23 protein-coding genes are annotated in these 25,345 nt (G+C 73.2%); 5 read left to right on the forward strand and 18 right to left on the reverse strand.

Annotated elements, in window-relative coordinates; genetic code table 11:
- Window positions 1–8: 8 nt before the first annotated feature.
- Window positions 9–1,046, reverse strand: a complete 1,038-nt coding sequence (locus Q0967_RS12055) for a DMT family transporter (RefSeq protein WP_298750542.1) — start codon at window positions 1,044–1,046, stop codon at window positions 9–11.
- Complete coding sequence (purH, locus tag Q0967_RS12060; protein ID WP_298750546.1) at window positions 1,036–2,646, reverse strand: bifunctional phosphoribosylaminoimidazolecarboxamide formyltransferase/IMP cyclohydrolase; 1,611 nt, start codon at window positions 2,644–2,646, stop codon at window positions 1,036–1,038. Before purH ends, Q0967_RS12055 begins: the two co-directional genes overlap by 11 nt.
- A gap of 177 nt (window positions 2,647–2,823) precedes the next feature.
- Here purH and Q0967_RS12065 point away from each other — a divergent pair, with 177 nt between their 5' ends.
- Window positions 2,824–3,444 carry a class I SAM-dependent methyltransferase gene (locus Q0967_RS12065; protein ID WP_298750548.1) on the forward strand — a complete coding sequence of 207 codons (621 nt, stop codon included), beginning with the start codon at window positions 2,824–2,826 and terminating at the stop codon, window positions 3,442–3,444.
- On the opposite strand, the gene purN is transcribed toward Q0967_RS12065, so the two are convergent.
- The 5 genes from purN to pcrA form a co-directional block, all read right to left on the reverse strand.
- Window positions 3,403–3,996 (reverse strand): phosphoribosylglycinamide formyltransferase, encoded by a 594-nt coding sequence (gene purN / locus Q0967_RS12070; protein ID WP_298750550.1) that lies wholly within the window; start codon window positions 3,994–3,996, stop codon window positions 3,403–3,405. The two genes, Q0967_RS12065 and purN, sit on opposite strands and share 42 nt — an antisense overlap.
- A gap of 16 nt (window positions 3,997–4,012) precedes the next feature.
- Window positions 4,013–5,314, reverse strand: a complete 1,302-nt coding sequence (locus Q0967_RS12075; protein WP_298750552.1) for a DUF6350 family protein — start codon at window positions 5,312–5,314, stop codon at window positions 4,013–4,015.
- Between the two features lie 91 nt (window positions 5,315–5,405).
- Window positions 5,406–6,296 carry a succinate--CoA ligase subunit alpha gene (sucD, locus tag Q0967_RS12080; RefSeq protein ID WP_298750554.1) on the reverse strand — a complete coding sequence of 297 codons (891 nt, stop codon included), beginning with the start codon at window positions 6,294–6,296 and terminating at the stop codon, window positions 5,406–5,408.
- A 40-nt stretch (window positions 6,297–6,336) separates the two neighbouring features.
- Window positions 6,337–7,518, reverse strand: a complete 1,182-nt coding sequence (gene sucC, locus Q0967_RS12085) for an ADP-forming succinate--CoA ligase subunit beta (RefSeq protein ID WP_298750556.1) — start codon at window positions 7,516–7,518, stop codon at window positions 6,337–6,339.
- A gap of 120 nt (window positions 7,519–7,638) precedes the next feature.
- Complete coding sequence (pcrA, locus tag Q0967_RS12090; protein WP_298750558.1) at window positions 7,639–10,173, reverse strand: DNA helicase PcrA; 2,535 nt, start codon at window positions 10,171–10,173, stop codon at window positions 7,639–7,641.
- Between the two features lie 100 nt (window positions 10,174–10,273).
- On the opposite strand from pcrA, the gene Q0967_RS12095 reads away from it, so the two are divergent.
- The 3 genes from Q0967_RS12095 to Q0967_RS12105 are packed head-to-tail and all read left to right on the forward strand — an operon-like array spanning window position 10,274 to window position 12,230.
- On the forward strand, window positions 10,274–10,678 hold the full coding sequence (locus Q0967_RS12095; protein WP_298750560.1) for a hypothetical protein: 405 nt from the start codon (window positions 10,274–10,276) through the stop codon (window positions 10,676–10,678).
- A complete protein-coding gene (locus tag Q0967_RS12100; protein ID WP_298750563.1) occupies window positions 10,675–11,154 on the forward strand; it encodes a hypothetical protein in 480 nt (159 codons plus the stop codon). Before Q0967_RS12095 ends, Q0967_RS12100 begins: the two co-directional genes overlap by 4 nt.
- The gene (locus Q0967_RS12105; RefSeq protein WP_298750565.1) at window positions 11,151–12,230 is read left to right on the forward strand and encodes a lysylphosphatidylglycerol synthase transmembrane domain-containing protein; all 1,080 of its coding nucleotides are present in this window, start codon (window positions 11,151–11,153) and stop codon (window positions 12,228–12,230) included. Before Q0967_RS12100 ends, Q0967_RS12105 begins: the two co-directional genes overlap by 4 nt.
- Here Q0967_RS12105 and Q0967_RS12110 read toward each other — a convergent pair.
- The 8 genes from Q0967_RS12110 to guaB are packed head-to-tail and all read right to left on the reverse strand — an operon-like array spanning window position 12,203 to window position 21,204.
- Complete coding sequence (locus tag Q0967_RS12110; RefSeq protein WP_298750567.1) at window positions 12,203–12,994, reverse strand: type 1 glutamine amidotransferase; 792 nt, start codon at window positions 12,992–12,994, stop codon at window positions 12,203–12,205. The two genes, Q0967_RS12105 and Q0967_RS12110, sit on opposite strands and share 28 nt — an antisense overlap.
- Window positions 12,991–14,304 carry a Mur ligase family protein gene (locus tag Q0967_RS12115; protein ID WP_298750569.1) on the reverse strand — a complete coding sequence of 438 codons (1,314 nt, stop codon included), beginning with the start codon at window positions 14,302–14,304 and terminating at the stop codon, window positions 12,991–12,993. The genes Q0967_RS12110 and Q0967_RS12115 overlap by 4 nt, the downstream gene beginning before the upstream one ends.
- Entirely contained in the window at window positions 14,301–15,923 is a 1,623-nt protein-coding gene (guaA, locus tag Q0967_RS12120; RefSeq protein WP_298750571.1) for a glutamine-hydrolyzing GMP synthase, read from the reverse strand. Before guaA ends, Q0967_RS12115 begins: the two co-directional genes overlap by 4 nt.
- Window positions 15,920–16,264: a DUF3817 domain-containing protein gene (locus tag Q0967_RS12125; RefSeq protein ID WP_298750573.1), complete on the reverse strand. Its 345-nt coding sequence runs from the start codon at window positions 16,262–16,264 to the stop codon at window positions 15,920–15,922. The genes guaA and Q0967_RS12125 overlap by 4 nt, the downstream gene beginning before the upstream one ends.
- Complete coding sequence (locus tag Q0967_RS12130) at window positions 16,261–17,043, reverse strand: SURF1 family protein (RefSeq protein WP_298750575.1); 783 nt, start codon at window positions 17,041–17,043, stop codon at window positions 16,261–16,263. The genes Q0967_RS12125 and Q0967_RS12130 overlap by 4 nt, the downstream gene beginning before the upstream one ends.
- Window positions 17,044–17,072: 29 nt before the next feature.
- Window positions 17,073–18,458, reverse strand: a complete 1,386-nt coding sequence (locus Q0967_RS12135) for a YncE family protein (RefSeq protein ID WP_298750576.1) — start codon at window positions 18,456–18,458, stop codon at window positions 17,073–17,075.
- A 49-nt stretch (window positions 18,459–18,507) separates the two neighbouring features.
- Complete coding sequence (locus tag Q0967_RS12140; RefSeq protein ID WP_298750578.1) at window positions 18,508–19,632, reverse strand: GuaB3 family IMP dehydrogenase-related protein; 1,125 nt, start codon at window positions 19,630–19,632, stop codon at window positions 18,508–18,510.
- A 57-nt stretch (window positions 19,633–19,689) separates the two neighbouring features.
- Complete coding sequence (guaB, locus tag Q0967_RS12145; RefSeq protein WP_298750579.1) at window positions 19,690–21,204, reverse strand: IMP dehydrogenase; 1,515 nt, start codon at window positions 21,202–21,204, stop codon at window positions 19,690–19,692.
- Window positions 21,205–21,417: 213 nt separating this feature from the next.
- Between guaB and Q0967_RS12150 the strand changes: the two genes are divergently transcribed.
- A complete protein-coding gene (locus Q0967_RS12150; protein ID WP_298750581.1) occupies window positions 21,418–21,687 on the forward strand; it encodes a WhiB family transcriptional regulator in 270 nt (89 codons plus the stop codon).
- A gap of 131 nt (window positions 21,688–21,818) precedes the next feature.
- On the opposite strand, the gene groL is transcribed toward Q0967_RS12150, so the two are convergent.
- The 3 genes from groL to Q0967_RS12165 all read right to left on the reverse strand — a co-directional run bounded on the left by groL (window position 21,819) and on the right by Q0967_RS12165 (window position 25,337).
- Window positions 21,819–23,423, reverse strand: a complete 1,605-nt coding sequence (gene groL / locus Q0967_RS12155; protein WP_298750583.1) for a chaperonin GroEL — start codon at window positions 23,421–23,423, stop codon at window positions 21,819–21,821.
- Between the two features lie 108 nt (window positions 23,424–23,531).
- A complete protein-coding gene (gene groES, locus Q0967_RS12160) occupies window positions 23,532–23,825 on the reverse strand; it encodes a co-chaperone GroES (RefSeq protein WP_058889829.1) in 294 nt (97 codons plus the stop codon).
- Between the two features lie 246 nt (window positions 23,826–24,071).
- Complete coding sequence (locus Q0967_RS12165) at window positions 24,072–25,337, reverse strand: phosphatidylserine/phosphatidylglycerophosphate/cardiolipin synthase family protein (protein ID WP_298750591.1); 1,266 nt, start codon at window positions 25,335–25,337, stop codon at window positions 24,072–24,074.
- Window positions 25,338–25,345: the final 8 nt, after the last annotated feature.

Below are 25,345 nucleotides of genomic sequence, written 5' to 3' on the forward strand. Positions count from 1 at the left end.
CGGGGAGCCTACCGGTGCGCGACCACCGCGGGCGAGGACGCGCGCCGACGTCGCGGCGGTCGGGCCAGCGCGGCCCAGACCGAGGCCGTGAGCGCCAGGGCGACACCGAGGAGCAGCTGGGGGCCGAGGGCCGCACGGCCCACCGGGTCGAGGGCATCGATCAGCACGCCCACCAGCAGCTGGGTCGTGATGGTCACGAGGGCGAAGACGAGGACCGGGAGGTGCTGCACCGCGTAGGCCGCGAGGGCGATGAAGACGATGCCCATGACGCCCCCGGTCCACGCCCACCAGGGCAGCCCGGTGTGCACGGCGCTCGGACGGAACCCGCCGGCCAGCGAGGCCACCAGCCCGATGAGCACCAGGGTCAGCGTCCCGGTGAGGAAGTTCACCCAGGCGGTCGCGACCGGAGCCCTGCTCACGGTGGTCACCACGCCGTTGAGCGCCTGCTGCACCGAGGTGAGCGCGCCGGCCGCGCAGACCAGCACGAGCGCCACGGCGAACCCCAGGCCCGCGCCGTCCGCGGCACCGCCCTCCTGCGGCCGGGCCGTGGCGGCCACCGCCACCCCGACCACGGCGAGCGCCGCCGCCCCCACCCGTCCGGCCCGCCACGGCTGCGCGGGCCCCGGGCCGAGACCGGCGCGGTCCACGAGCAGCGCGCTGACCGACTGCCCGCCGATCACGGCGACGAGGAAGGCGGTCACCCCGACCAGCGGCACGGCATACGTCTGGCTGGCCACGAGCAGCGCGCCACCGACACCACCGACCACCTGCCAGCGCCGCAGCCCCCCGGACCGCACCGCCACCCACACGGCCGCGGCGCGGCGGCGCAACGGGGCGAGCGCCAGCAGCAGCGTGAGCACGACCAGCCCGCTGCCGAAGGACAGCGTGGCCGCCGGGAGCGCTCCCACCTGCTCCGAGAGCACCCCGTTGACCCGGGACTGGACCGGCAGCACCGCACCGCAGGCCCCCGCCGCCAGCAGCGGCAGGAGGGTCACCACCAGGGGCCGTCCCCCGGCCGGGGACTCCGCGGCGGTGTCAGTGGGCAAAGTGCCGGGTGCCGGTGAAGTACATCGTCACCCCCGCGCTCTCGGCCGCGGCGACGACCTCCTCGTCCCGGATCGACCCACCGGGTGCGACCACCGCCCGGACCCCCGCGTCGAGCAGCACCTGCAGGCCGTCGGCGAAGGGGAAGAACGCGTCGGAGGAGGCGACCGACCCGGCGGCCCGGTCCCCGGCCCGGCGCACGGCCAGCTGGCAGGAGTCCACCCGGTTGACCTGACCCATCCCGACCCCGACCGACGCCCCGGCGTCGGCCAGCAGGATGGCGTTGGACCGCGTGGCCCGCACCGCCCGCCACGCGAACTGCAGGTCGGCGAGGGTCGCCTCGTCGGCCGGGTCGCCGGCCACCAGGCGCCAGCGCGCGGCGTCGTCGCCCCCGTCCTCCACCCGGGCGTCCACCGCGTCGACCTCCTGGACGAGCAGGCCGCCGGAGATCGCCCGGGTCTCGGTCCCCCCGGACCGCGGCGAGGCGACCCGGAGCAGCCGCAGGTTCTTCTTCGTGCCCAGGACCTCCAGGGCCGCCGGCTCGAAGTCCGGCGCCACGACGACCTCGGTGAAGACCTCGGCGACCTGCCGGGCCATCTGCTCGGTGACCGGCCGGTTGGTCGCGACGATCCCCCCGAAGGCGGAGACCGGGTCGCAGGCGTGCGCCTTGGCGTGGGCGTCGGCGACGTCGGTGCCGACCGCGATCCCGCAGGGGTTGGCGTGCTTGATGATCGCCACGGTCGGCTGGTCGCCGTGGTCGTGCGCGGCCCGCCGGGCGGCGTCGGCATCCACGTAGTTGTTGAACGACATCTCCTTGCCGCCCAGCTGCTCGGCCTGCGCCAGGCCGGGCCCGGTCGCGTGGCCGTCGGCGTAGAGCGCGGCCCGCTGGTGCGGGTTCTCGCCGTAGCGCAGGACCGCCGCCCGGTCCCAGGTCGCCCCGATCCAGGCAGGGAAGCCGGTCCCGTCGTCGCTGTCGGTGAGCGCGTTGCCCATCCACGAGGCGACGTGCACGTCGTAGGTCGCGGTGTGCACGAAGGCGGCGGCGGCGAGCCGCCGCCGCTGCGCGAGGGTGAACCCGCCGGCGGCGACCGCCTCCAGCACCTCCGGGTATGCGGTGGGGCTGGTGACGACGGCGACGCTGCGGTGGTTCTTGGCCGCGGCCCGGACCATGGACGGCCCGCCGATGTCGATCTGCTCGACGCACGCGTCCTCGTCGGCCCCGGAGGCCACCGTGTCGGCGAACGGGTAGAGGTTGCCGACGACCAGGTCGAAGCCCTCGACGCCGAGCTCGTCCAGCTGCCGCACGTGCTCGGGGTTGGTCGTGTCCGCCAGCAGCCCGGCGTGCACCCGCGGGTGGAGGGTCTTGACCCGCCCGTCGAGGCACTCGGGGAAGCCGGTGAGCTCCTCCACGCGGGTGACCGGCAGGCCGAGGCCCTCGATCCGGGCGGCCGACCCGCCCGTGGAGACCAGGGCGACCCCGGCCTCGGCCAGACCGGTGACGAGCTCGTCGAGACCGGTCTTGTCGTAGACCGAGACGAGGGCGCGGCGGACCGGCCGGCGCCCGTCGGGCAGGGTGTCGCTGGAAGGGGACGGGGTGCTCACGCGGATCGCTCCTCTGGTGCGGGCCGGGCAGCCGGTTGTGGTGCCCGGACGGACGGTGCGGGCACCCAGGCGGGCGATACCCACGCGTGCACTCCCCGGTGGTGTCCCACCCGCGCCAGTCGTGTGGCCCCACTCTACCCGCGCGCGGGCGCACCCCCGGGCGGGTAGGTTCGGTGCGTGGACGCACGGCACGCCCGGCACGCCCGGCACTGGGACCGGCTCGCCGACCGCTACGACGAGGTGTCGGCGGGCGTGGAACGCCGCTTCCTCGCCGCCAGCCGCCCCTGGGTGGCGGGCCGCGCCCACGGGCGGGTGCTCGAGGTCGGGGTGGGGACCGGGGCCAACCTGCCGTTCTACCCGGCCGGCGTCGAGCTCGTGTGCCTCGAGCGCAGCGCCCCCATGCTCGCGCAGGCCCGGCGGCGGGCGGCCGCGCTCGGCCTGCCCGTGACCTTCGTGCTGGGCGACGCCGGTGCCCTCGCCGTCGACGAGGCCTCGGTCGACACGGTCGTCTCCACCTTCACCCTGTGCTGCGTGCCCGACCTCGGGTCCGCGCTGGCGGAGATGGTCCGCGTGCTGCGACCCGGCGGGTCGCTGCTGCTGGCCGACCACGTGGCCTCCGACCGCTGGTGGGTGCGGGCGCCGCAGGCGCTCCTGGACGCGGCCACGGTGCCGCTGGCCGGCGAGCACCTGGGGCGCCGCCCCGCGGCCCACCTGGCCGCCCTCGGCCTGCGGGTGGTGGAGTCGCAGCGGACGACGCTAGGCGTCATCGAGCGGGTGCACGCGCGCCAGCCCGGGTAGGGCCGCGACGAGCATCTCCCGCTCGGCCACCTTGATCCGCTCGTGCAGGCTCTCCTCGGTGTCGCCGGGCAGGACCCTCACGGCGCGCTGGTCGAGGATCCGACCGGTGTCGACGCCGGCGTCGACCTCGTGGAGCGTGCACCCGCTGACCCGCACGCCGTGGGCGAGGGCGTCGCGGACCGCGTGCGCCCCGGGGAACGAAGGCAGCAGCGCAGGGTGGGTGTTGACGACCCGGTGCCCGGCCAGCACGGCCGGGCCCAGGATCCGCATGAACCCCGCGCTGAGCACGAGGTCGGGGTGGTGGGCAGCGATCCGTCCGGCCAGCGCGACGTCCCAGGCCTCCCGGTCCGGGTGGGCGGTGACCGGCTCGACGAAGGTCGGCAGACCGCGCCGGCGCGCCCGCGCCAACCCCTCGATCCCGTCGCGGTCGGCGCCCACGGCCACCACGTCCAGCGCGTAGGCGGGGTCGGCGCACGCCTCGAGCACCGCCTCCAGGAGGGTGCCGCTCCCCGAGACGAGGGCCAGCACGCGGGGTCGCGGCAGCCCGCTCACGGGTGACCGGCCGGGCTCACCGGCGGCTCCGGAGCCGGCGCCGGCTCAGGTGCAGCGCGGTGACGACGACCAGGCCGCCCGCGGCCAGCTCGAGCAGCAGCATCCCGGACACCCGCCACGGCTCCACGCCGACGGTTCCCAGCAGACCTGGGGTGAGGCCACCGGTCGCCAACCAGGACAGCACCAGGACGACGCCCGCGACCGCCACGCAGGAGGCCAGCATGATCTGCGCCTTCGTCCACCAGGAGGCCAACCGGGAGGCCGAGCCGACGGCCCGGTAGCCGATCCAGCCCCCGGCGACCAGCGGGACCAGCGCCAGCGCCCACATCCCCGGCGGCATGGCTCCCGGCTCGGGCAGCGCGCCGAGCACCGGCAGCATGGGCAGGTCGCCCGCGGTGGTGTCGGTCCAGCCCACGTGCACGGTGCCGACGGTGACCCCCGACCCGGTCATCCAGGCCAGCGCCCACACCATGAGGTTGGGCAGCGCCAGCAGCTGGCCGACCGTGAGCAGCGACGTGCCGACCAGCCCGGCGTCCAGGGAGCCGTAGAGGGTGACGATGCGCTCCCCCCGCAGCACGAGCAGCCCCAGCACGAGGAGGAGGGCGACGGTGACCAGCCCGACGAGGACCTCGGCGACCGGCGGGAGGGCGCGTCGCACCAGGACCGGCGTGCGCGCCTCGAGGAAGGCCAACCCGGCCCCGACGGTGGGGTGCTCCTCCCGACGGTGCTCCCCCAGCCACACCAGCCCGAGGGCCACCAGCGGCACGAGCACGGCGCCGGGGACGAGCGTGAGCAGCCGCACCGGGGCGAGACCGAAGCTCGCGGTGTGGGCGACGAGCAGTCCGGTGAGGAGGTAGCCGATGACGAAGGCCGTGCCGTCGGAACCCCCCAGCGCGCTCCACGCCGTCCGCCACCCGCCGATCCGCGGGACCCGCGCGGTGAGGTGGTGCCGGCTCAGGACGACCTGGCGCGCGGCATACGAGCAGAGCCCGAGGAAGAGCAGGGTGAGCAGCAGCGGCGCCAGGACCACCTCCGCCGCGGGGGTGCTGATGCTCGCCCGGTGCGCGAGCGCCCAGACGTCGACCCCCACGCCGACCGTCTGCCAGAACGTCGCCGTGCTGCGCTCCTCGACGACCCAGGCCAGGACCGTGGGCAGGACCACGACGAGCAGGCCGACCAGCACGCAGACGACGCCGGCCGTCGCGGCGCCGAGCAGTTCACCGAGCCGGCGGACGGTCAGCACGGGCCCCCGCCCGGGCACACCCTCGCGCGCCGCCTCCGGGGACCTTCTGCCGCTCGTGCGCTCCACCACAGTCATCCCCACCATCGTCGGGGACGGCGGGCGGCGGCGTCGGGAGGCGCGCCGGTCCGACCGGGGCAGTCCGGTCGGACCGGCGGGCGCCCGGGGCTCAGCCCAGACCCGCGACGATCTCCCGCATGAGCTCGGCGGTCTCGGACGGGGTCTTGCCGACCCTCACCCCGGCGGCCTCCAGGGCCTCCTTCTTGGCCGCGGCCGTGCCCGAGGACCCGCTGACGATGGCACCGGCGTGGCCCATCGTCTTGCCCTCCGGCGCCGTGAAGCCGGCGACGTAGCCGACCACCGGCTTGGTGACGTGCTCCTTGATGTAGTCGGCGGCCCGCTCCTCGGCGTCTCCCCCGATCTCCCCGATCATGACGATGGCGTCGGTGTCCGGGTCGTCCTGGAAGGCCTGGAGGCAGTCGATGTGCGTGGTCCCGATGATGGGGTCACCACCGATGCCGACGGCGGTGGAGAAGCCGATCTCGCGCAGCTCGTACATCATCTGGTAGGTCAGCGTGCCCGACTTGGACACCAGACCGATCCGGCCGGGGCCGGTGATGTCGGCCGGGATGATGCCGGCGTTGGACTGCTCGGGGCTGATGAGCCCGGGGCAGTTGGGGCCGATGATGCGCGTGGTGCCCTTGGCCTGGGCGTAGGCGAAGAACTCCGCCGTGTCCTGCACGGGCACGCCCTCGGTGATGACGACGGCCAGCGGCATGCCCGCGTCCACCGCCTCGACGACCGCCGCCTTGGTGAAGGCCGGCGGCACGAAGAGGACGGACACGTCGGCGCCGGTGGCCTCCATCGCCTCGGCGACGGAGCCGAAGACCGGCACCTGCACGCCGTCCTCGAAGTCGACGGTCTGCCCGGCCTTGCGCGGGTTGACGCCGCCGACGACCTGGGTGCCCGAGCGCAGCATGCGCTGGGTGTGCTTCATGCCCTCCGAGCCGGTCATGCCCTGGACGATGACGTGGGAGTCGTGGGTGAGGAAGATCGCCATGGTGGTCTCTAGATTCCTTCGGTATGTCGTGTCGTCAGGGTCAGTTCGCGGCCAGCTCGGCGGCCCGCCGGGCGGCGCCGTCCATGGTGTCCTCGATGGTCACCAGCGGGTGGTCGGCCCGGGCGAGGATGGCGCGCCCCTCCTCGACGTTGTTGCCGTCGAGCCGGACGACGAGAGGCTTGGTGGCCTCGTCCCCGAGGATCTCCAGCGCCGAGACGATGCCGGTGGCGACCGCGTCGCAGGCGGTGATCCCGCCGAAGACGTTGACGAAGACCGACCTCACCTGGTCGTCGTTCAGGATGACGTCGAGACCGTTGGACATGACCTCGGCCGAGGCACCTCCACCGATGTCGAGGAAGTTGGCCGGCTTGGCCCGCCCGCCGGTGTGCTCCTCGCCGGCGTAGGCCACCACGTCGAGGGTCGACATGACCAGCCCGGCGCCGTTGCCGATGATGCCCACGTTGCCGTCCAGCTTGACGTAGTTGAGGCCCATCTCCTTGGCCTTGGCCTCCAGCGGGTCGGCGGCCGCGGTGTCGGCGAGCGCTGCGTGGTCCTCGTGCCGGAAGTCGGCGTTGTCGTCCAGGGTGACCTTGCCGTCGAGGGCCAGCACCTGGCCGTCCTCGGTCTTCACCATCGGGTTGACCTCGACGAGGGTCGCGTCCTCGCCCTGGTAGACGTCCCACAGGCGGACGAGGGCGGGCGCGATGGCGTCCACGTCGGCGGTGTCGAAGCCGGCCTGCTCGAGGATGTGGCGGGCGGTGGCGTCGTCGATGCCGGTCCGGGCGTCGACGGCCACCCGGGCCAGGGCCTCCGGCCGTTCCTCGGCGAGGGTCTCGATGTCGACCCCGCCCTCCTTGCTGCACATGGCGAGCAGCGAGCGGTTGGTGCGGTCCAGGAGGAGGGAGAAGTAGTACTCCTCGGCGATCCTGGCCCCCTGGGCGATCATCACGGCACCGACGGTGTGGCCCTTGATGTCCATGCCGAGGATCTGCTCGGCGGCCTCCACGGCCTCCTGCGGGCTCTTGGCGAGCTTGACGCCACCGGCCTTGCCGCGCCCCCCGACCTTCACCTGGGCCTTGACGACCACGACCCCGCCGCTGTCGGCGCCGACGCGCTCGGCCGCCGGACCGGCGTCGGCCGCGTCGGTGACGACCTCGGCCGCGAGCACGGGTACCCCGTGCTTCTCGAAGAGGTCACGTGCCTGGTACTCGAACAGATCCACAGTTGCGGTTCCCGTCTGTCGATGAGGGCCGGAGGAGCTCCGACCTGCCGGTGGTCACCGCACGACCGCACGCAGAAGGCGCCGTCGGCGGCACTGCGAGGCAGACTATCGCAGGGCGTCTCAGAGCTTGACCAGCGGAGCCACGCGCACCAGCAGCCGCTTGAGGCCGGCCTCGCCGAAGTCCACGTGCGCCATCGCGTGCTTGCCGGTGCCCTCGACGAGCACCACCGTGCCCATGCCGAAGCTGTCGTGGCTGACCTTGTCGCCGGCGGCCAGCCCGGCCAGCTCGGTCTCCTGCTCCGGGGTGCGGTCGCGCCTCGGCACGCTGCCCCGCGGGTCGAGGCGCACGGACGCCGGACGTCCGCCGGACTGCCCTCCGCGGCCCCCGGCATACCCGCCAGACCAGCTCAGGCCCATCCCCTCGGCGGCCGACCGGCGACCGCCCATGCTCATCCGGTCGGCGTCGGTGCGCTCCCACGTGACGAGGTCCTCGGGGATCTCGTCGAGGAAGCGGGAGGCGGGGAACCACTGGGGCGCCCCGAAGGCCGCCCGGCTGCCGGCCCGGGACAGGTGCAGCTGCTCCCGCGCCCGGGTGATCCCGACGTAGGCCAGCCGTCGCTCCTCCTCGAGCTCGTCGGGGTCGTCGAGGCTGCGCTGGTGGGGGAACGTGCCGTCCTCGAGACCGGTGAGGAAGACGACCGGGAACTCCAGGCCCTTGGCGGTGTGCAGCGTCATCAGCGTGACGACGCCCTGGTCCTCCCCGCGTCCCGCCTCGCCCTCGGGGATCTCGTCGGCGTCCGCGACCAACGAGACCTGCTCGAGGAAGTCGACCAGCCCACCCTCCGGGTAGTTGTCGTCGAACTCGCGGGCGACGGTGACGAGCTCGGTGAGGTTCTCCACCCGCGTCTCGTCCTGGGGGTCGTGGCTGGCGCGGAGCTCGGCGAGGTAGCCGGTGCGGTCCAGGATCGCCTCCAGCAGCGCGCCGATCCCCGACCCTTCCTCGGCGGCGAGGTCACCGAGCTCCTCGAGCAGCGCCGTGAAGCCGGAGATCGCGGCGACCGAGCGCGAGGCGATGCCCGGCGCGTCACCGGCCCGGCCCAGGGCGGCGACGAAGGGGATGCGCTCCCGCTCGGCCAGCGCCGTGACGGCGGCCACCGCCCGGTCCCCGATGCCCCGCTTGGGCGTGTTGAGGATGCGCCTGAGGTTGACGTCGTCGGCGGGGTTGGCGATGACCCGCAGGTAGGCCAGGGCGTCCTTGACCTCCCGGCGCTCGTAGAAGCGGGTGCCCCCGACGACCTTGTAGGGCAGCCCGGTGCGGACCAGGACCTCCTCCAGGGCCCGGGACTGGGCGTTGGTGCGGTAGAACACCGCGACGTCACCAGGTCGGACGCCGCGCTCGTCGGCGAGCTCGTCGATGCGACGGGCCACGAAGGAGGCCTCGTCGTGCTCGCTGTCGGCGACGTAGCCGACGATCCGGTGGCCCTCCCCCTGGTCGGTCCACAGGCGCTTGTCGCGGCGCCGCGGGTTGCGGGCGATGACGGCGTTGGCCGCGGTGAGGATGGTGCTGGTGGAGCGGTAGTTCTGCTCGAGCAGGATGGTGCGGGCCTGCGGGTAGTCCTGCTCGAACTCGACGATGTTGCGGATGGTCGCGCCCCGGAAGGCGTAGATCGACTGGTCGGCGTCACCGACGACGCACAGCTCGGCCGGCGGCAGCTCCCGGCTGCCCCCGTCGACGATGTCCCCGGCGAACCCGACGAGCTCGCGGACCAGGGCGTACTGGGCGTGGTTGGTGTCCTGGTACTCGTCGACCATGACGTGCCGGAAGCGTCTCCGGTAGTGCTCGCGCACGGCCGGGAAGGCGCGCAGCAGGTGGACCGTGGTGGAGATGATGTCGTCGAAGTCCAGGGCGTTGGCCGCACGGAGCCGCCGCTGGTACATCGCGTAGGCCTCGGCCACCTTGGCCTCGTAGCTGTTGGCGCCGACGGTGGCGGCGAAGGCCTCCTCGTCGATGAGCTCGTTCTTGGCGTTCGAGACCTTGGCCAGGAAGGCCCGGGCCGGGTAGCGCTTCGGGTCCAGGTCGAGGTCACGGATGACCATGCCCATGAGGCGCTGGCTGTCGGCCGCGTCGTAGATGGAGAACGAGCTGCGCAGCCCGGCGGTCTGGGCCTCGCGGCGCAGGATGCGCACGCACGCGGAGTGGAAGGTCGAGACCCACATCGCCTTGGCCCGGGGACCGACGAGCGCCTCGACGCGCTCGCGCATCTCGGCCGCCGCCTTGTTGGTGAAGGTGATCGCCAGGATCTGTCCGGGGTGGACGTGCCGCTCGCCCAGCAGGTAGGCGATCCGGTGGGTGAGCACCCGGGTCTTGCCCGACCCCGCACCGGCCACGATGAGCAGCGGGCTGCCCTCGTGGCGCACCGCCTCCGCCTGGGGCCCGTTGAGCCCGGCGAGCAGCTCCTCGACGGTGGGTCCGGAGGGGCCGCGACCCGCTCCCCTCCCGGTCGCCGGCGCGTCGCCGGACACGGCCCAGGCGGGCACCCCACGGTCGTCCACGGACCCGTCGTCCCGGTGCGGGTCCGCGTGCCCGCTGGCCGCGGCCGCGCTCATCGAGGGGACCGGGTCGTCGAAGGGGAGGTGGTCGAAGAGGCCGCTCATCGTCACCCATCCTAGGCAGCCGCCCTGACGTGCCCACCCAGGTCGTCCACAACCGCGAGCCCTACCCTGGTGGCGTGACCTCCCGTCGACCGTGCCGCCGGTGCCTGCCGTGACGACCGGCTCCTCGGCATACCTCGACCCCCCGACCCTCGCCGTGCTGGTGGGAGGCCTGGCCATCGCGCTCGTCTGCCTCCTCGCCGGGCTGAACGGCAGGTCCCCCGGGCGGGTGACCGTCGGGCTGACCCTGCTGCTGCAGGCCGGGGTGGTCGCCTACTGCGCGAGCTACCTCGGGCGCCAGCTGGGCGGGGCGGACCCGGTCGGGCCGGGCTGGGAGCTCTGGGCCTACCTGGTGACCATCCTCATGCTCCCCGCCCTCGCCCTGGTGTGGGCCCAGCAGGAGCCCACCCGGTGGAGCACCTTCGTGCTGGCGGTCGCCGCCTTCACCGTCGCCGTGATGGCCGCGCGCAGCGCGCAGATCTGGTACGGCGTCGGGATGGTCGCATGAGCCGCGTCACGGCCGACTCGGGAGACCGCCGGCACGGCCCGGGCCGCGTCATCCTCGCGCTCTACCTCGTCTTCGTCATCGGGACCGTCTCCCGCTCGGCGGCGCAGATCTCCACCCGGTTCGACCAGGCGCCCCTCGCGTACTCGCTGTCCGCGGTCGCCGCGGTCGTCTACGTCGTGGCGCTGGTCTCCCTGTCCCTGCGCGGGCGCGCCGCGTGGTGGGTGAGCCTGGTGGCGCTCAGCGTCGAGCTGGCCGGGGTCCTCGCGGTCGGGACCTGGAGCTACCTCGCCCCCTCGATGTTCCCGGACCAGACGGTGTGGAGCCACTACGGTCAGGGCTATCTCTTCATCCCGCTCGTGCTGCCGGCCGCCGGCCTGTGGTGGCTGCTGTCGGCACGGGGAGCCCGTGCCGTGTCGCACCCGGCGCCGGACCGGGAGTCTGCCAGCATGAAGGGCATGACCCGGGGACAGACGTGAGTGTGGCGGACCGTGAACCCGCGCTGCGTCGACTGACCTGGAGGGACGCGGTCGCCTCGGTGCTCGGCACCACGGTGGCCGTGCTGCTCATCGCGGTCGGGCTGCCGTACTTCCTCGACACCTCGTGGGCGCAGATCGGCGCCCAGCTCGGCCGCATCCGCCCGGGCACCGCGGTCGTCATGGCCGCGCTGCTCCTGGGGGGCCTGTTCAGCTACACCTGGGTGCTCATGGGGTCGTTGCCCGGCCTGGGCCACCTGCAGGCGCTCAAGGTCAACGCCGTGTCCGCGACCGCCGCCAACCTGCTGCCGCTCGGCGGTGCGCTCGGGGTGGGGCTCATGGTCCTCATGCTCCGCTCCTGGGGGTTCGCCCGGCGGGCCCTCTCCTCCAGCGTCGCCGTGGTGGGCCTCTGGAACATCCTCGCGCGGGTCGCGCTCCCGGTCATCGGGTGCCTGGTCCTCGTCGCAGGGCCCATCGCCGCCCCGGAGGTGGTGGTCCGCGGTGGCTGGGTGGCGGTCGCCGCGGGCACCGCCCTGGTGCTGCTCGCGAGCCTGGTCGTCCTCTCGGACCGGGTGGCGGACGCCCTGGCCTCCCTCGGCCGTCCGCTGCTGGCCCGGCTCCTGCCCGCGCGCCCGGGCCGCCCTCCGCTGGACCTGCTGCTGACCGACCAGCGCCGGCGGGTCGCCGACGTGGTGCGCACCAGCGGCGTGACCATGACCCTGGGGATGACCGGCCAGTTCGTGCTGCTCTTCGGGCTCTACTGGTATGCCGCCCGCGTGGTCGGTCTGGACCTGCCGCTGGCCGAGCTGGTCTGCGCCTACACCTTCCGCCAGTTCCTCACCGTGGTGGCCGTCACACCGGGGGGCCTCGGCGTCACCGAGGTCGGGACGGCAGGGCTGCTCGTGCTGCTCGGTGGCGACCCCGGCGCCGCGTCCGCGACCGCCCTCCTCTACGCCATCTACGCCCACGTGGTCATCGTGCCCTTCGGCCTGGCCGCCGGGGCCGCGTGGTGGTTCTCCCCCGCCCGCATGAACGGCAGCGGACTCGCCGCTCAGGAGCCGAGCAGCCTGCGCACCTGAGCCTGGTGGGCTCGGTCGGCCACGGTGTCGTCGACCTCCGCCGGGGCCCATCCGCCGGTGGCCCGCCGGGCGGCGACCTCCAGCAGCCCGTCCGCCAGGGCCGGGTTCGCCGGCAGGACCGGGCCGTGCAGGTAGGACCCGACGACGTTGCCCGTCCGGGCTCCCTCGTGCCCGTCGGAGCCGTTGTTGCCGCGGCCGTGCCGGACCCGTCCGAACGGCTGCTGCCCCTCCCCCAGCACCGTGGACCCGGAGTGGTTCTCGTAGCCCACGACCGAGCCGAAGTCGGTGTCGAGCACCACCGGACCGATCATCCGGGTGGCGTTGCCCCGGGTGGTGACGTCGAGGATGCCCAGGCCCGGCAGCCGCTGACCCTCCACGGTGATGAAGGCCTCGCCGAAGAGCTGGTACATCCCGCAGATCATGAGCATGGGCAGGCCGTCCAGGGCGAGCTCGCGCAGGCGGTCCGCGTGGCGCGCCAGGTCCTCGGTGACCCGGACCTGACCGCTGTCCTGCCCGCCGCCCCCGAGGATGATGTCGGCGCGCTCGGGCCACGGCGCCCCGGGGTGGTGGTCGTGCACCACCGGGCGGTAGCCGTGCCAGCGCAGGCGGGCGGCGAGGCACCGGGTGTTGCCGAGGTCGCCGTAGATGCTCATCTCGCGCGGGTAGAGGTGGACGACGTGCACCTCGCCCTTGTCGGCGGGGACGTCGGCCAGGGCGGCGACGTCGTCCGGCAGGGCCTGCGCCACTCCCCGGTCCTCGCTCATGCGTCGGGGTCCTCTCCGAAGCGCGCCAGGGCGAAGCGGTCGGCCAGCCGGCGCCGCAGGTGCATCATGGCGGTGTAGGTGCAGAAGATGCGCGTCGGCCGGCCCCGGTGGTCCTCGAGGAACCGGTCCAGGGCCAGGTCGAGGTCCTGCTCGACGTGGCCCACCTCGACGCCGTCGTAGCGCAGGCGCAGCGCCATGTCCCACGCCCGGACCCCGGACGTCAGCGCCACCCCGCGCTCGCGGAGGGAGTCGAAGGACACGTCGTAGAGCCAGGACACGTCGCGCCCGTCGGCGTAGTTGTCGTTGATCGCGACCATCGTGGCGACCGGCTCGGTGCCGTAGGTGCCGAGCGCCACGGTGAACCCGGCCGGGTTCTTCACCAGGACCAGCTCCAGGGGGGCGCCGTCGACGTCGATGACCTCGCCCCGGCCGAACGGCGGGGCGACGGCCGCCAGGGCGCGGGCGGCCGTCGGTGCCGAGAAGGACGGACCGAGCAGGTGGCGGGCGGTGGCCGTGGCGGCGGTGGCGTTGATCATGGCGGCGAGACCCCGCTGGCGCAGGGTCAGCGGACCGACGGCCTCCTCCGGGTCGCCCACGAACCGGACGGTGAAGGCCTGACCGTCCTCCTCGGGCAGCAGCAGCGCGTCCCCGGGACCCGGCTCCCGGGCCGGCTCCGCGTCCTCGAAGCGGACGTCGGCCTCCTGCAGCTCGGGCAGCCGGTCCGCGATGCTGGGGTCGACCCCGAACCACCGCACCTGCACCCCGTCGCCGACGTGCCCGCGGATCCGGGAGACGAAGGAGTCGTCGGCGTTGAGGACGACCCCGTCGGTCGTCTGCTCGGCCAGCGTGGTCAGCAGCCGCGCGGTGTGGTCGATCTCGGCGAACCTGTCCAGCTGGTCCCGCGCGACGTTGAGCAGCAGGGAGTGGGTCGGCGGCACCTGCGCGCTGAAGTGCAGCGCGTGCGCCTCGTCCAGCTCCACCACCGCCACGTCGGCGTCCAGGCGGCCCGAGAGCCCCACCTCGCCCAGGAGGGAGGAGATGACCCCCCGGGTGAAGTTGGAGCCGGTGGGGTTGGTGAAGACCCGCAGGTCGTGCGCGCGCAGCAGGGCCACGAGCATCTTGGTGGTCGTCGTCTTGCCGTTGGTGCCGCTCACCACGACCACTCCCTGCGGCAGCGCGCCGAGGGTATGCCGCAGCACGGCCGGGTCGAGACGCTCGGTCACGAGTCCCGGCAGCGCCGACCCCCCGCCCCGGAGCCGGGACAGGGCGCGGGTCCCCTTGCCTGCCGCCAGGGCCAGGCTGGTCCTCACTCCCACTCGATCGTCCCCGGGGGCTTGCTCGTGACGTCCAGGGTGACCCGGTTGATCTCCTCCACCTCGTTGGTGACCCGCGAGGAGATGCGGGCGAGCACGTCGTAGGGCAGCCGGGTCCAGTCCGCCGTCATGGCGTCCTCGGAGGACACGGGACGCAGCACCACGGGGTGGCCGTAGGTGCGGCCGTCGCCCTGGACGCCGACGGAGCGCACGTCCGCGAGCAGGACCACGGGGCACTGCCAGATCTCCCGGTCCAGGCCGGCGGCGGTGAGCTCCTCCCGGGCGATGGCGTCGGCCCGACGCAGGATCGAGAGCCGGTCAGCGGTCACCTCGCCGATGATGCGGATCCCGAGACCCGGCCCGGGGAACGGCTGCCGCCAGACGATGCCCTCGGGCACCCCCAGCTCCAGGCCGACCTGGCGCACCTCGTCCTTGAAGAGCGTGCGCAGCGGCTCCACGAGCGAGAACTGCAGGTCCTCCGGCAGGCCGCCGACGTTGTGGTGGCTCTTGATGTTGGCGGCGCCCGTGCCGCCGCCGGACTCGACGACGTCGGGGTAGAGCGTGCCCTGCACGAGCCAGCGCACGGGATGCTCCCCCCCGGTGTCGCCCGCGTCGCCGTCCGCGTCGCCGGAGCCGCCCTGGTGGGCCCGGACCACGTCGCGGGCGGCCTGCTCGAACACCCGGATGAACTCCCGGCCGATGACCTTGCGCTTGGCCTCCGGGTCGGTCACCCCCGCCAGGGCGTCGAGGAAGCGCTGCCGGGCGTCGACGACGACGAGGTCCACGCCGGTCGCCGCCACGAAGTCGGTCTCGACCTGCTCGGCCTCCCCCTCGCGCAGCAGCCCGTGGTCGACGAAGACGCACGTCAGCTGGTCACCGACGGCCCGCTGGACCAAGGCGGCGGCGACCGAGGAGTCGACACCGCCGGACAGCCCGCAGATGACGCGGTCGGACCCGATCTGCTCCCGCACCTGCTCGACGAGCTGGTCGGCGACGTTCCCGCTGGTCCAGGCGGGCGTGATCCCGGCGCCCCGGGTGAGGAAGTTGCGCAGCACCTGCTGCCCGTAGGTGGAGTGCAGCACCTCGGGGTGCCACTGGACGCCGTAGAGCCGGCGCTCGTCGTCCTCGAAGGCCGCCACCGGCGCCCCCGCGGTCCGGGCCGTGACCGCGCACCCCTGGGGGGCCGCCGTGACGGCGTCGCCGTGCGACATCCAGACCACCTGCTGGTCGGGCTGGTCGGCGAAGAGCGTGCTCGGGGGCCCGGCGACGGTGGCGTCGCTCTGGCCGTACTCGCGGCGCCCGGTGCGCTCCACCGTGCCGCCCAGGGCCTGGGCCATGGCCTGGAATCCGTAGCAGATGCCCAGCACGGGCACCCCAGCCGTCACCACCGCGGTCTCCAGGGCGGGGGCGCCCTCGGCATACACCGAGGCGGGCCCGCCGGAGAGGATGATGGCGGCTGGGTCCCGGGCGAGCATCTGCTCGGCCGGCATGGTGTGCGGCACGATCTCGCTGTAGCAGTCGGCCTCACGCACCCGTCGGGCGATGAGCTGGGCGTACTGCGCGCCGAAGTCGACGACGAGGACCGGGCGGGCGTCCAGAGGGGGGGCCGGAGTCACGCCGTCACCCTACCGGCGGCGGTCCCGGAGGCCTCGTCGCCCTCGATCTGGGCCAGGGCCTGCCGGGCCACGCGGTGCTCCACCCAGAAGGACAGGAAGGGCACGCAGCCGGCCAGCATCACCCCCACCATCCGGCCCAGGCCCCAGCGCAGCTGGAACCCCAGCAGCGCGGTCGCCACGAGGTAGACCATGTAGACCCACCCGTGCGGGGAGGGCCACCAGGCCAGGGCGTGGTTGCCGAAGCCGTAGCGCAGCACCATGTGCGCGACCAGCAGGAGCAGTCCCACGCCGACGACGAAGGCCATCACGCGGAAGAACAGCAGCTTGGCGCGGGGGGTCATGGACGGAGCTCCTTCACGGGCGGGGCGGGGGTCGTGGGTGCGGGTGCGGCCTCCGGCGGGGCCGGCTGCCGCCGGGACGCGTCGAGCAGGAAGCGGAGGTACATGTAGACCGCGAAGCCGGCGAAGACGAACCACTGCAGGCCGTAGCCGACGTTGCGCCAGAGGACCCCGGACTCGCCGAAGGTCGGCGGGGGGACCGGCTCGACGGCCGCGCCGGTGAGGGCCGGCTGCTCCGAAACGAGGAACACGAAGGCGTCGTAGATCGGGGCGTCCCAGTCGTTGACGAGCTCGGCAGTGTCGATCGAGCCCCGCTGGCCCTCCGGCAGGCCGCTCGGCCCCGGGGCCTCGCCGGGAGCCAGGGTGCCGGTCACCTCGACGGGGGTCCGGGCGGGCAGGTCCGCCTGCTGCGGGTCGGTGACGAAGCCGCGCACCACCGGCAGCAGCGCCCCGGTGTCCTCGACCTCGACGGGCGTCACCACCCAGTAGCCCTCCTCGCCCTCCAGCAGCCGCCGCGGCACGAGGAACTGCTGCTCGGGCAGGTAGCTGCCGGTCACCAGGACCGAGCGTCCCGCGCCGTCGTCGGGGAACGTGGTCTGGGGGCTCAGCGCCTCCGCGAGCGGCACCGTTGGCCGGGCCGCCTGCTCGGCCGCGAACTCCCGCGAGGCGGCGCTCGAGCTCACGCCGAGCTGCCACATACCGAGCTGGTAGAAGGTCACCACGACCACCACGAGCAGCGCGAGCAGCGCCAGCCAGGCTGGTCTGAGGGCGGTGCGGATCACCCCACCAGGGTAGGTGGTGCTCCTGGGTGTCAGAGCAGGCTGTCCTGGTCGTCGAAGACGTAGATCGACCCGCCGTAGCAGGCCACCCAGACGGTGTGGGTGACCGGGTCGTAGTCGATGCCGATCGGGTTGGCGTCCACGCCGACGGTGTCGATGACCTCCATGTCCGAGGTCCGGATCTTGGACACGCTCGCCTCGTCGTAGTTGACGACGTAGAGCGCCTTCTCGTCCGGGCTCAGGGCCACGCTGCGCGGCTCCGCCCCCGGCGCGGCCTCGTCGACCACCTCGTCGGTGGCGGTGTCCATCTTGAGGATGGCGTTGCCGCCGCTCGTGGTGAGGTAGAGGGTCCGCCCCTCGTCGGCGAGGTTGAGGTGGCGCGGCCGGGACGGCGTCTGCATGACCACCTCCGCGGTGCCCTCGGCCAGGTCCACCTTGTAGAGCTCGTCGGCATACATCGCCACGGCGTAGACCGTGCGGTTGTCCGGCATGATCGCCAGCCCGCGCGGCGCGGCCGCCAGCTCGACGGTCCCGGTCTCCTCGCCCTTCTCGGTGTCGACGACGCTCAGCGTGGCGTCGCACCAGTTGCTGACGAGCAGGGTGCGCTGGTCCGGGCTGAGCGCGAGGTACTTCGGGACCGCCCCCACCTGGAAGACCTGGTCCCACGCCATCTCCTGGGCGTCGAAGCGGTAGACGAAGGAGGGGCCGACGCCGCTGTCCCTGGTGCACGCGTCGAAGCCCTCGACGCCGAAGTTCTGCCCGTACATCGTGTACTGGGAGACGTAGGCGTAGCGGCCGTCCTCGGTCCACACCGCCTCGACCGGGGAGCCCTGGGACACCCCGGGGTGCCCCTCGATCCCGAAGGCCGCGAGGTCGACGCCGTCCTCCAGCACCTCGACCTGCTCCCGGGTGGTGCTGTCGAAGACGGTCGAGGTGTGCGAGTACATCATGTTGTTGGCGATCATCAGGCCGTGCCCGGACGCCATGACCGACTTGGGCGTGAGCCCGCCGGTGAGGTAGTCCACCTGCTCCAGCGCCGTGGTGTCGCTCGGGTGCTCGGCCGGGGCGGGCTCGCGCTGCCACACCTGGTCGGCCTCGCCCTCCTCACCCGCCGGGTCGGTGGTGTCCTCGGCAGGGGTGTCCTCGGCGGACGACTCCTCGGAGCTCTCCGCGTCCGCGGCGGGCTCCTCCTGCTCCGCGCCCGCGTCGTCGGCACCGGAGCCCTCGCCCTCTGCCGCGCCCTGCTGCGGCGCGGTGGCCTCCGTCGGGCCGGCCACGGACTCGCCCTGTCCGGCCGAGGAGTCGTCTCCGCCGAGCACCTGGGCCATGCCCCAGCCGCCGAGCAGGACCGCTCCCAGCAGCGCGCCGGCGGCCAGCCGGCGGCGCCGCACGTGCACCGGGTCCTTGCTGACGCTCACCTCGGGCACCCCGGCCGGACGAGCGCGTCCGTCGGTCCCGGGCCCCTGGTCATCGTTCGCCATAGGGCGCCACCACCACATCCACGCGCTGGAACTCCTTGAGCTCGGTATATCCGGTCGTCGCCATGGCGCGCCGCAGGGCGCCCATCATGTTGGTCGTGCCGTCCGCCGTGCGGGCCGGTCCCACGAGGACCTCCTCGAGGGTGCCCACCGTCCCGACGTGCACCTTCTCGCCCCGGGGGAGCTCGGGGTGGTGCGCCTCGCTGCCCCAGTGGTAGCCGGCGCCGGGTGCCTCCTGCGCCCTCGCCAGCGCCGCCCCGAGCATGACGGCGTCCGCGCCGCAGGCCACCGCCTTGACGATCTCGCCGGACACGCTGGTGCCCCCGTCGGAGATGACGTGGACGTAGCGCCCGCCGGACTCGTCGAGGTAGTCCCGGCGCGCGGCCGCGACGTCGGCGATGGCGGTCGCCGAGGGCGCGTGGATCCCCAGGGCGGTGCGCGTCCGGTGCGTCGACCCGCCACCGAAGCCGACGAGCACGCCGGCCGCGCCGGTGCGCATGAGGTGCAGCGCCGCGGTGTAGGTGCCCGCGCCGCCGACGATGACCGGGACGTCGAGCTCGTAGATGAACCGCTTGAGGTTGAGCGGCTCGGCCTGGCTGGACACGTGCTCGGCCGACACCGTCGTGCCGCGGATGACGAAGAGGTCGACACCGGCGTCCACGACCGCCTTCCAGTACTGCTGGGTGCGCTGCGGCGACAGGGCACCGGCGACGGTGACCCCGGCCTCCCGGACCTCGCGCAGCCGGGCGGTGATGAGCTCGGGGCGGATCGGTGCGGCATACAGCTCGCGCATCCGGGCCGTCGCCGCCTCGCCGTCGAGCCCGGCGATCTCGGCCAGCCGTGCCGAGGGGTCGTCGTAGCGGGTCCAGAGCCCCTCCAGGTCGAGCACGCCGAGGCCGCCGAGGCGCCCCAGCGCGATCGCGGTCTCCGGCGACACGACCGAGTCCATGGGAGCCGCGAGGATCGGGAGGTCGAAGTGGTAGGCGTCGATCTGCCAGGTGATCGACACGTCCTCGGGGTCCCTGGTGCGGCGGGAGGGGACGACGGCGACGTCGTCGAAGGAGTAGGCGCGGCGGCCCCGTTTGCCTCGTCCGATCTCGATCTCGCTCACCACGTCAGGCTACCGTCCGGGGCGGGTGCTCCCGTCCCGCGCCACGCGCCCGCCTGCTGCTCAGCCGTAGTTCGGCGCCTGCGCGGTCATCTCGATGTCGTGCGGGTGCGACTCCTGCAGGCTGGCCTGGGTGATCCGCACGAACCGCCCCCGGGACCGCAGCTCGGGAACCGTGCGGGCGCCGACGTAGAACATCGCCTGGCGCAGTCCGCCGGCCATCTGGTGGACCACGGCGCCCGCCGCCCCGCGGTAGGCCACCTTGCCCTCCACGCCCTCGGGCACCAGCTGGTCGTCGCTCGTGACCTCGGCCTGGAAGTAGCGGTCCTTGGAGAACGAGGTCTTGCCCCGTGAGCTCATCGCGGCCAGCGACCCCATCCCCCGGTAGCTCTTGAACTGCTTGCCGTTGACGAAGATCAGCTCGCCCGGGCTCTCCTCGCAGCCCGCGAGCATGGAACCCATCATCACCGCCTCGGCGCCGGCGACCAGGGCCTTGGGGATGTCGCCGGAGTACTTCATGCCCCCGTCGGCGATGACCGGGACCCCGGCCGGCCCGCACACCTGGGCCGCCTCGTGCACCGCGGACAGCTGCGGCACCCCCACGCCGGTCACCACCCGGGTGGTGCAGATCGCCCCGGGGCCCACGCCCACCTTCACGGCGTCTGCACCCGCGTCGACGAAGGCCTGGGCGCCCGCCCCGGTCGCGACGTTGCCGCCGACGACCTGCACGTGTCGGGTGGCCGGGTCCTGCTTCAACCGGGCGACCATGTCGAGCAGCAGACGCACGTGACCGTGCGCGGTGTCGGCGACGAGGACGTCGACCCCCGCCTCGACCAGCGTGGTGGCCCGCTCCCAGGAGTCCCCGAAGTAGCCGATGGCGGCCCCCACCAGCAGCCGGCCGTCGCCGTCCTTGGAGGCGTGCGGGAACTGCTCGCTCTTGACGAAGTCCTTGACCGTGATGAGGCCCGACAGCCGGCCCGCCTCGTCCACCAGCGGGAGCCGCTCGCGCTTGTGCGCGCGCAGGATCGCGGTGGCCTCCTCCCGCGACACGTCGGCCGGTGCGGTCACCAGCGGCATCGGGGTCATGACGTCGCTGACCAGGGTGCGGTCCCACTCGGCGACGGGGGTGAACCGCAGGTCCCGGTTGGTGCAGATGCCCATGAGGATGCCCCGCTCGTCGACGACCGGGAGCCCGGAGACGCGGTACTGCCCGCAGATGCGGTCCAGGTCCTCGAGCGTGGCCCCGGGGGCGATGGTGACCGGGTTGGTGATGCGGCCGGTCTGGGTGCGCTTGACCAGGTCGACCTGGAGGGCCTGGTCCTCGACCGACAGGTTGCGGTGCAGGATGCCGATCCCGCCCTGGCGGGCCATGGCGATCGCCATCCGCGCCTCGGTGACGGTGTCCATCGCGGCCGACACCAGGGGCAGGCGGAGCGAGATCTCCCTGGTGAGACGGCTGCTCGTGTCGATCTGGTCCGGGGACATGTCGGTCTCGCCCGGGAGGAGCAGGACGTCGTCGTAGGTCAGCCCGAGCCGGGCGAACGGGTCGGGGGGGCCCTCGAGGTCACCAGCGCTCATGGCGGCATTCTAGGCGGGTCCGCGATCGCCCCACCGCGCGGCACCCGCGGCTATGCCGTGCGCCGCGCACGACGTAGAGTGACGGGACGACGAGGTACTCGTCACGCCCGGACCCCTGGTGATCTCGGCCCCTGACGGGGCGGGCTGGCGGGATCGGGCACCGCCCTCGAGAGGAGGAAACGCGTGGCCGAGGCCGTTCATCAGCCTGGACCGGTGGCAGATCTGTGGGAGTGGCAGTTCGAGGGGGCCTGTCGTACCACCAGTCCCGAGGTCTTCTTCCACCCCGAGGGGGAGCGCGGTCCGGCACGTCGCCGCCGCGACGAGCGCGCCAAGCAGGTCTGCGCGAGCTGCCCCGTCCTGGAGCAGTGCCGCACCCACGCGCTCGCCGTCCGTGAGCCCTACGGCGTCTGGGGCGGCATGACCGAGGAGGAGCGCGTGGCCTACTACGAGCAGGTCGACTCCGCCCGCCCCCACCGACGCTGAACCGCCCGCACCTCCGGGCTGCGCCGCGGACCACCCCGCACACCGACGACCACGCCCCTCCGGGTGAACCCGGAGGGGCGTGGTCGTCTCTCGTGCCGCGCGGAGGCCGGTGCGGCCGCCGTGCGCGCGACTCAGTGCGAGTGGCCGTGGCCCTCGTCGTCGTCGCCCTCCGGCTTGTCCACGACCAGGGTGTCCGTGGTCAGGACCATGGAGGCGATGGACGCGGCGTTGCGCAGGGCCGAGCGGGTGACCTTGACCGGGTCGATGACGCCGGCGGAGAAGAGGTCGCCGTACTCACCCGTGGCGGCGTTGAGACCCTGACCGGGGCTCATCTCCGCCACGCGCGTCGTGGCGACGTAGCCCTGCAGGCCGGCGTTCTCGGCGATCCAGCGCAGCGGCTCCGCGGCGGACTTGCGCACGATGGCGGCACCGACCGCCTCGTCCCCGTCCAGCCCGAGCTCCAACGCCGCACCGGCGGCGTGCACGAGGGCCGAGCCACCGCCGGCGACGATGCCCTCCTCGATGGCCGCGCGGGTCGCCGAGACGGCGTCCTCGATGCGGTGCTTCTTCTCCTTGAGCTCGACCTCGGTGTGGGCGCCGACCTTGATGACGCAGACGCCACCGGCGAGCTTGGCGATCCGCTCCTGGAGCTTCTCGCGGTCCCAGTCGGAGTCGGTCGCCGCGGCCTCGGCCTGCAGCTGCGCGACGCGGTCGCTGACCGCCTGCGCGTCGCCGTTCCCCTCCACGATGGTCGTGGTGTCCTTCGTCGCGACGACGCGGCGCGCGGTGCCCAGCACCTCCAGGCCGACCGAGTCCAGCGACAGGCCGACCTCCTCGGCCACGACCTGGCCGCCGGTGAGGATCGCCATGTCCTGCAGCATCGCCTTGCGGCGGTCACCGAAGCCGGGGGCCTTGACGGCGACAGCGTTGAAGGTGCCGCGCACCTTGTTGACGACCAGGGTCGAGAGCGCCTCGGCCTCGACGTCCTCGGCGATGATCATGAGCGGCTTGCCCTCGCCCACGACCTTCTCCAGCAGCGGCAGCAGGTCGGCGACCTTGGAGATCTTGCCCTGCACCAGCAGGACGTAGGCGTCCTCGAGGACGGCCTCCATCCGCTCGCTGTCGGTCACGAAGTACGGCGAGAGGTAGCCCTTGTCGAACTGCATACCCTCGGTGAACTCGAGCTCCATCGCGGTGGTGGAGGACTCCTCGACCGTGATGACCCCGTCCTTGCCCACCTTGTCGAAGGCGTCGGCGATGAGCTCGCCGATCTGCGGGTCCTGCGCCGACAGCCCGGCGACCTGGGCGATCTCGTCGCGGCCCTCGAGCTCGCGGGCCGTCTCCAGGAGGCGGTCGTTGATGGCGGTCACCGCGGCGTCGATGCCCCGCTTGAGACCGGAGGGGGCGGCACCCGCGGCGACGTTGCGCAGGCCTTCCTTGACCATGGCCTGGGCGAGCACCGTGGCGGTCGTCGTGCCGTCACCGGCGATGTCGTTGGTCTTGGTCGCGACCTCCTTGGCGAGCTGGGCGCCGAGGTTCTCGTAGGGGTCCTCCAGCTCCACCTCGCGGGCGATGGTCACGCCGTCGTTGGTGATGGTGGGGGCGCCCCACTTCTTGTCGAGGACGACGTTGCGGCCCTTGGGGCCCAGCGTCACCTTGACCGCGTTGGCCAGGGCGTCGACGCCCCGCTCCAGCGCCTTGCGGGCGTCGTCGTTGAACTGCAGCTGCTTCGCCATGGGCAAAGAGCTCCTTTCTTGCAGGTATGCGGTGTGCGTCCGGATGCGCGTCGCCCCGGTCGCCCGAGGGGCGGCCGGGGCGACGCGTCGAGAGAGGTGGAGCGGTCGTCAGCCGACGATCGCGAGCACGTCGCGCGCCGAGAGGATGAGGTACTCCTCGCCGGAGTACTTCACCTCGGTGCCGCCGTACTTGCTGTAGATGACGCGGTCACCCACGGTGACGTCCATGGGGACCCGGTTGCCGTTGTCGTCGATGCGACCCGGACCGACCGCCAGGACCTCGCCCTCCTGGGGCTTCTCCTTGGCGGTGTCCGGGATGACCAGGCCGGAGGCCGTGGTCTGCTCGGCCTCGACGGCCTTGACGACGATGCGGTCCTCGAGCGGCTTGATGGAAACCGACACGGTTACCTTCCTTCTCGTTCAGGTGACGGGCCTGTGCAGCCCGCCAGGTGGTCTTGTGCTGGCCGTCACTCCCCCGCGATCACCCACCGCCGTCGCGGGGGTCGGTCGGCTCTCGCGGCTGGCACTGACGTGCCGAGAGTGCTAGGGACGAATCTAGGCACCGGGTTAGCACTCGGTCAAGCCGAGTGCCAACACGCCCGTCCGCCGGGGCCGCCGTGACTGCGGGTGAGCGGGTGCGCGGTGCCGCTAGAGCAGCACCTGCAACGGCTGCAGCACCCGCTCGACGACCCGCGGTCCCACGCCCCGCTGACCCCACGCCTCGAGGGTGAGCTCCTCGCACCGCTCGAGATCGGCGCGGAAGATGTCCTCCATGTAGGCGGCCTGGTCCTCGTCGACGATCTCGAGGTTGATCTCGTAGTTGCCCTGCATGGAGAGCCGATCGATGTTGGCGGTGCCGATGGTCGCCCACCGGCCGTCCACGGTCATGGTCTTCGCGTGGACCATGACGTCCTGGTAGAGGAAGATCCGCACGCCGCCCTCGAGCAGGGTCTCGTAGTAGGACTGGGCCACGACGTCGGCCAGGACGTGGTTGGAGGCCTCCGGCAGGACCACCCGCACGTCCACCCCGCGGGTGGCGGCGGTGAGCAGCCCGTGCAGGATCTCCCGGTCCGGGATGAAGTAGCCCTGGGTGATCCAGATGCTGTGCACCGCCCGGTCCATGGCGTCCAGGTAGAGGGCGCGCACCGGGTAGACCACCCGGCTGGGCTCGTTGCGCGCCGCCCGGATGGAGGTCTTCCAGTCCACGGTCCCGCTGTCGAGCAGCCTCGGGCGGCGTGACCCCTTGTGCCGGTTCCAGAAGTCGGCGAAGGCGTTCTGCAGCTCCCAGACGCTCGGCCCCTCCACCCGGACGTGCGTGTCCCGCCAGCTGGTGGCGTACAGGGAACCGATGTTGTAGCCGCCGACGAAGCCCACGCGCCCGTCCACGACGAGGATCTTGCGGTGGTCCCGCCCGGAGGCGCGGACGTCGACGATGGGCAGGGCGGTGCGCAGCACCGGGAAGCGCAGCATGTGCACGCCGTCCGGGAAGCGGAGGAACTCCCGCGGCACCACGAGGTTGGCGAAGCCGTCGACGACGAGGCACACGAGCACCCCCCGGTCGGCGGCCCGCACGACCGCCTCCTTGAACGCCCGCCCGACATCGTCGGCCTTCCAGATGTAGGACGCGAGGTAGACGTAGTCCTGTGCCTCGTCGATCGCGGCGATCATGTCGTCGTAGAGGTACCGGCCGTAGGTGTACGTCGTCACCCGTGACCCCTCGACCGTGGTGCTGACCGGGTCCTGGACCGGGGCGTCCCGGTCCACGTGGTCGCGTCGCTTGCGGAGCGCGTCCACGGCCACCACCCCGGCGGCGAGCGTGAGCTGGCCGGCGAGGGCGACGCCGGCGGCGCCGACCGCCAGCCGACGCCCGCGACGCACGAGGCGGTGGACCTTGCGGCTGAAGACGCGGGGCATGCGCCCAA

It is taken from the genome of uncultured Serinicoccus sp. (assembly GCF_947500995.1).
Taxonomy (GTDB): Bacteria; Actinomycetota; Actinomycetes; order Actinomycetales; family Dermatophilaceae; genus Ornithinicoccus.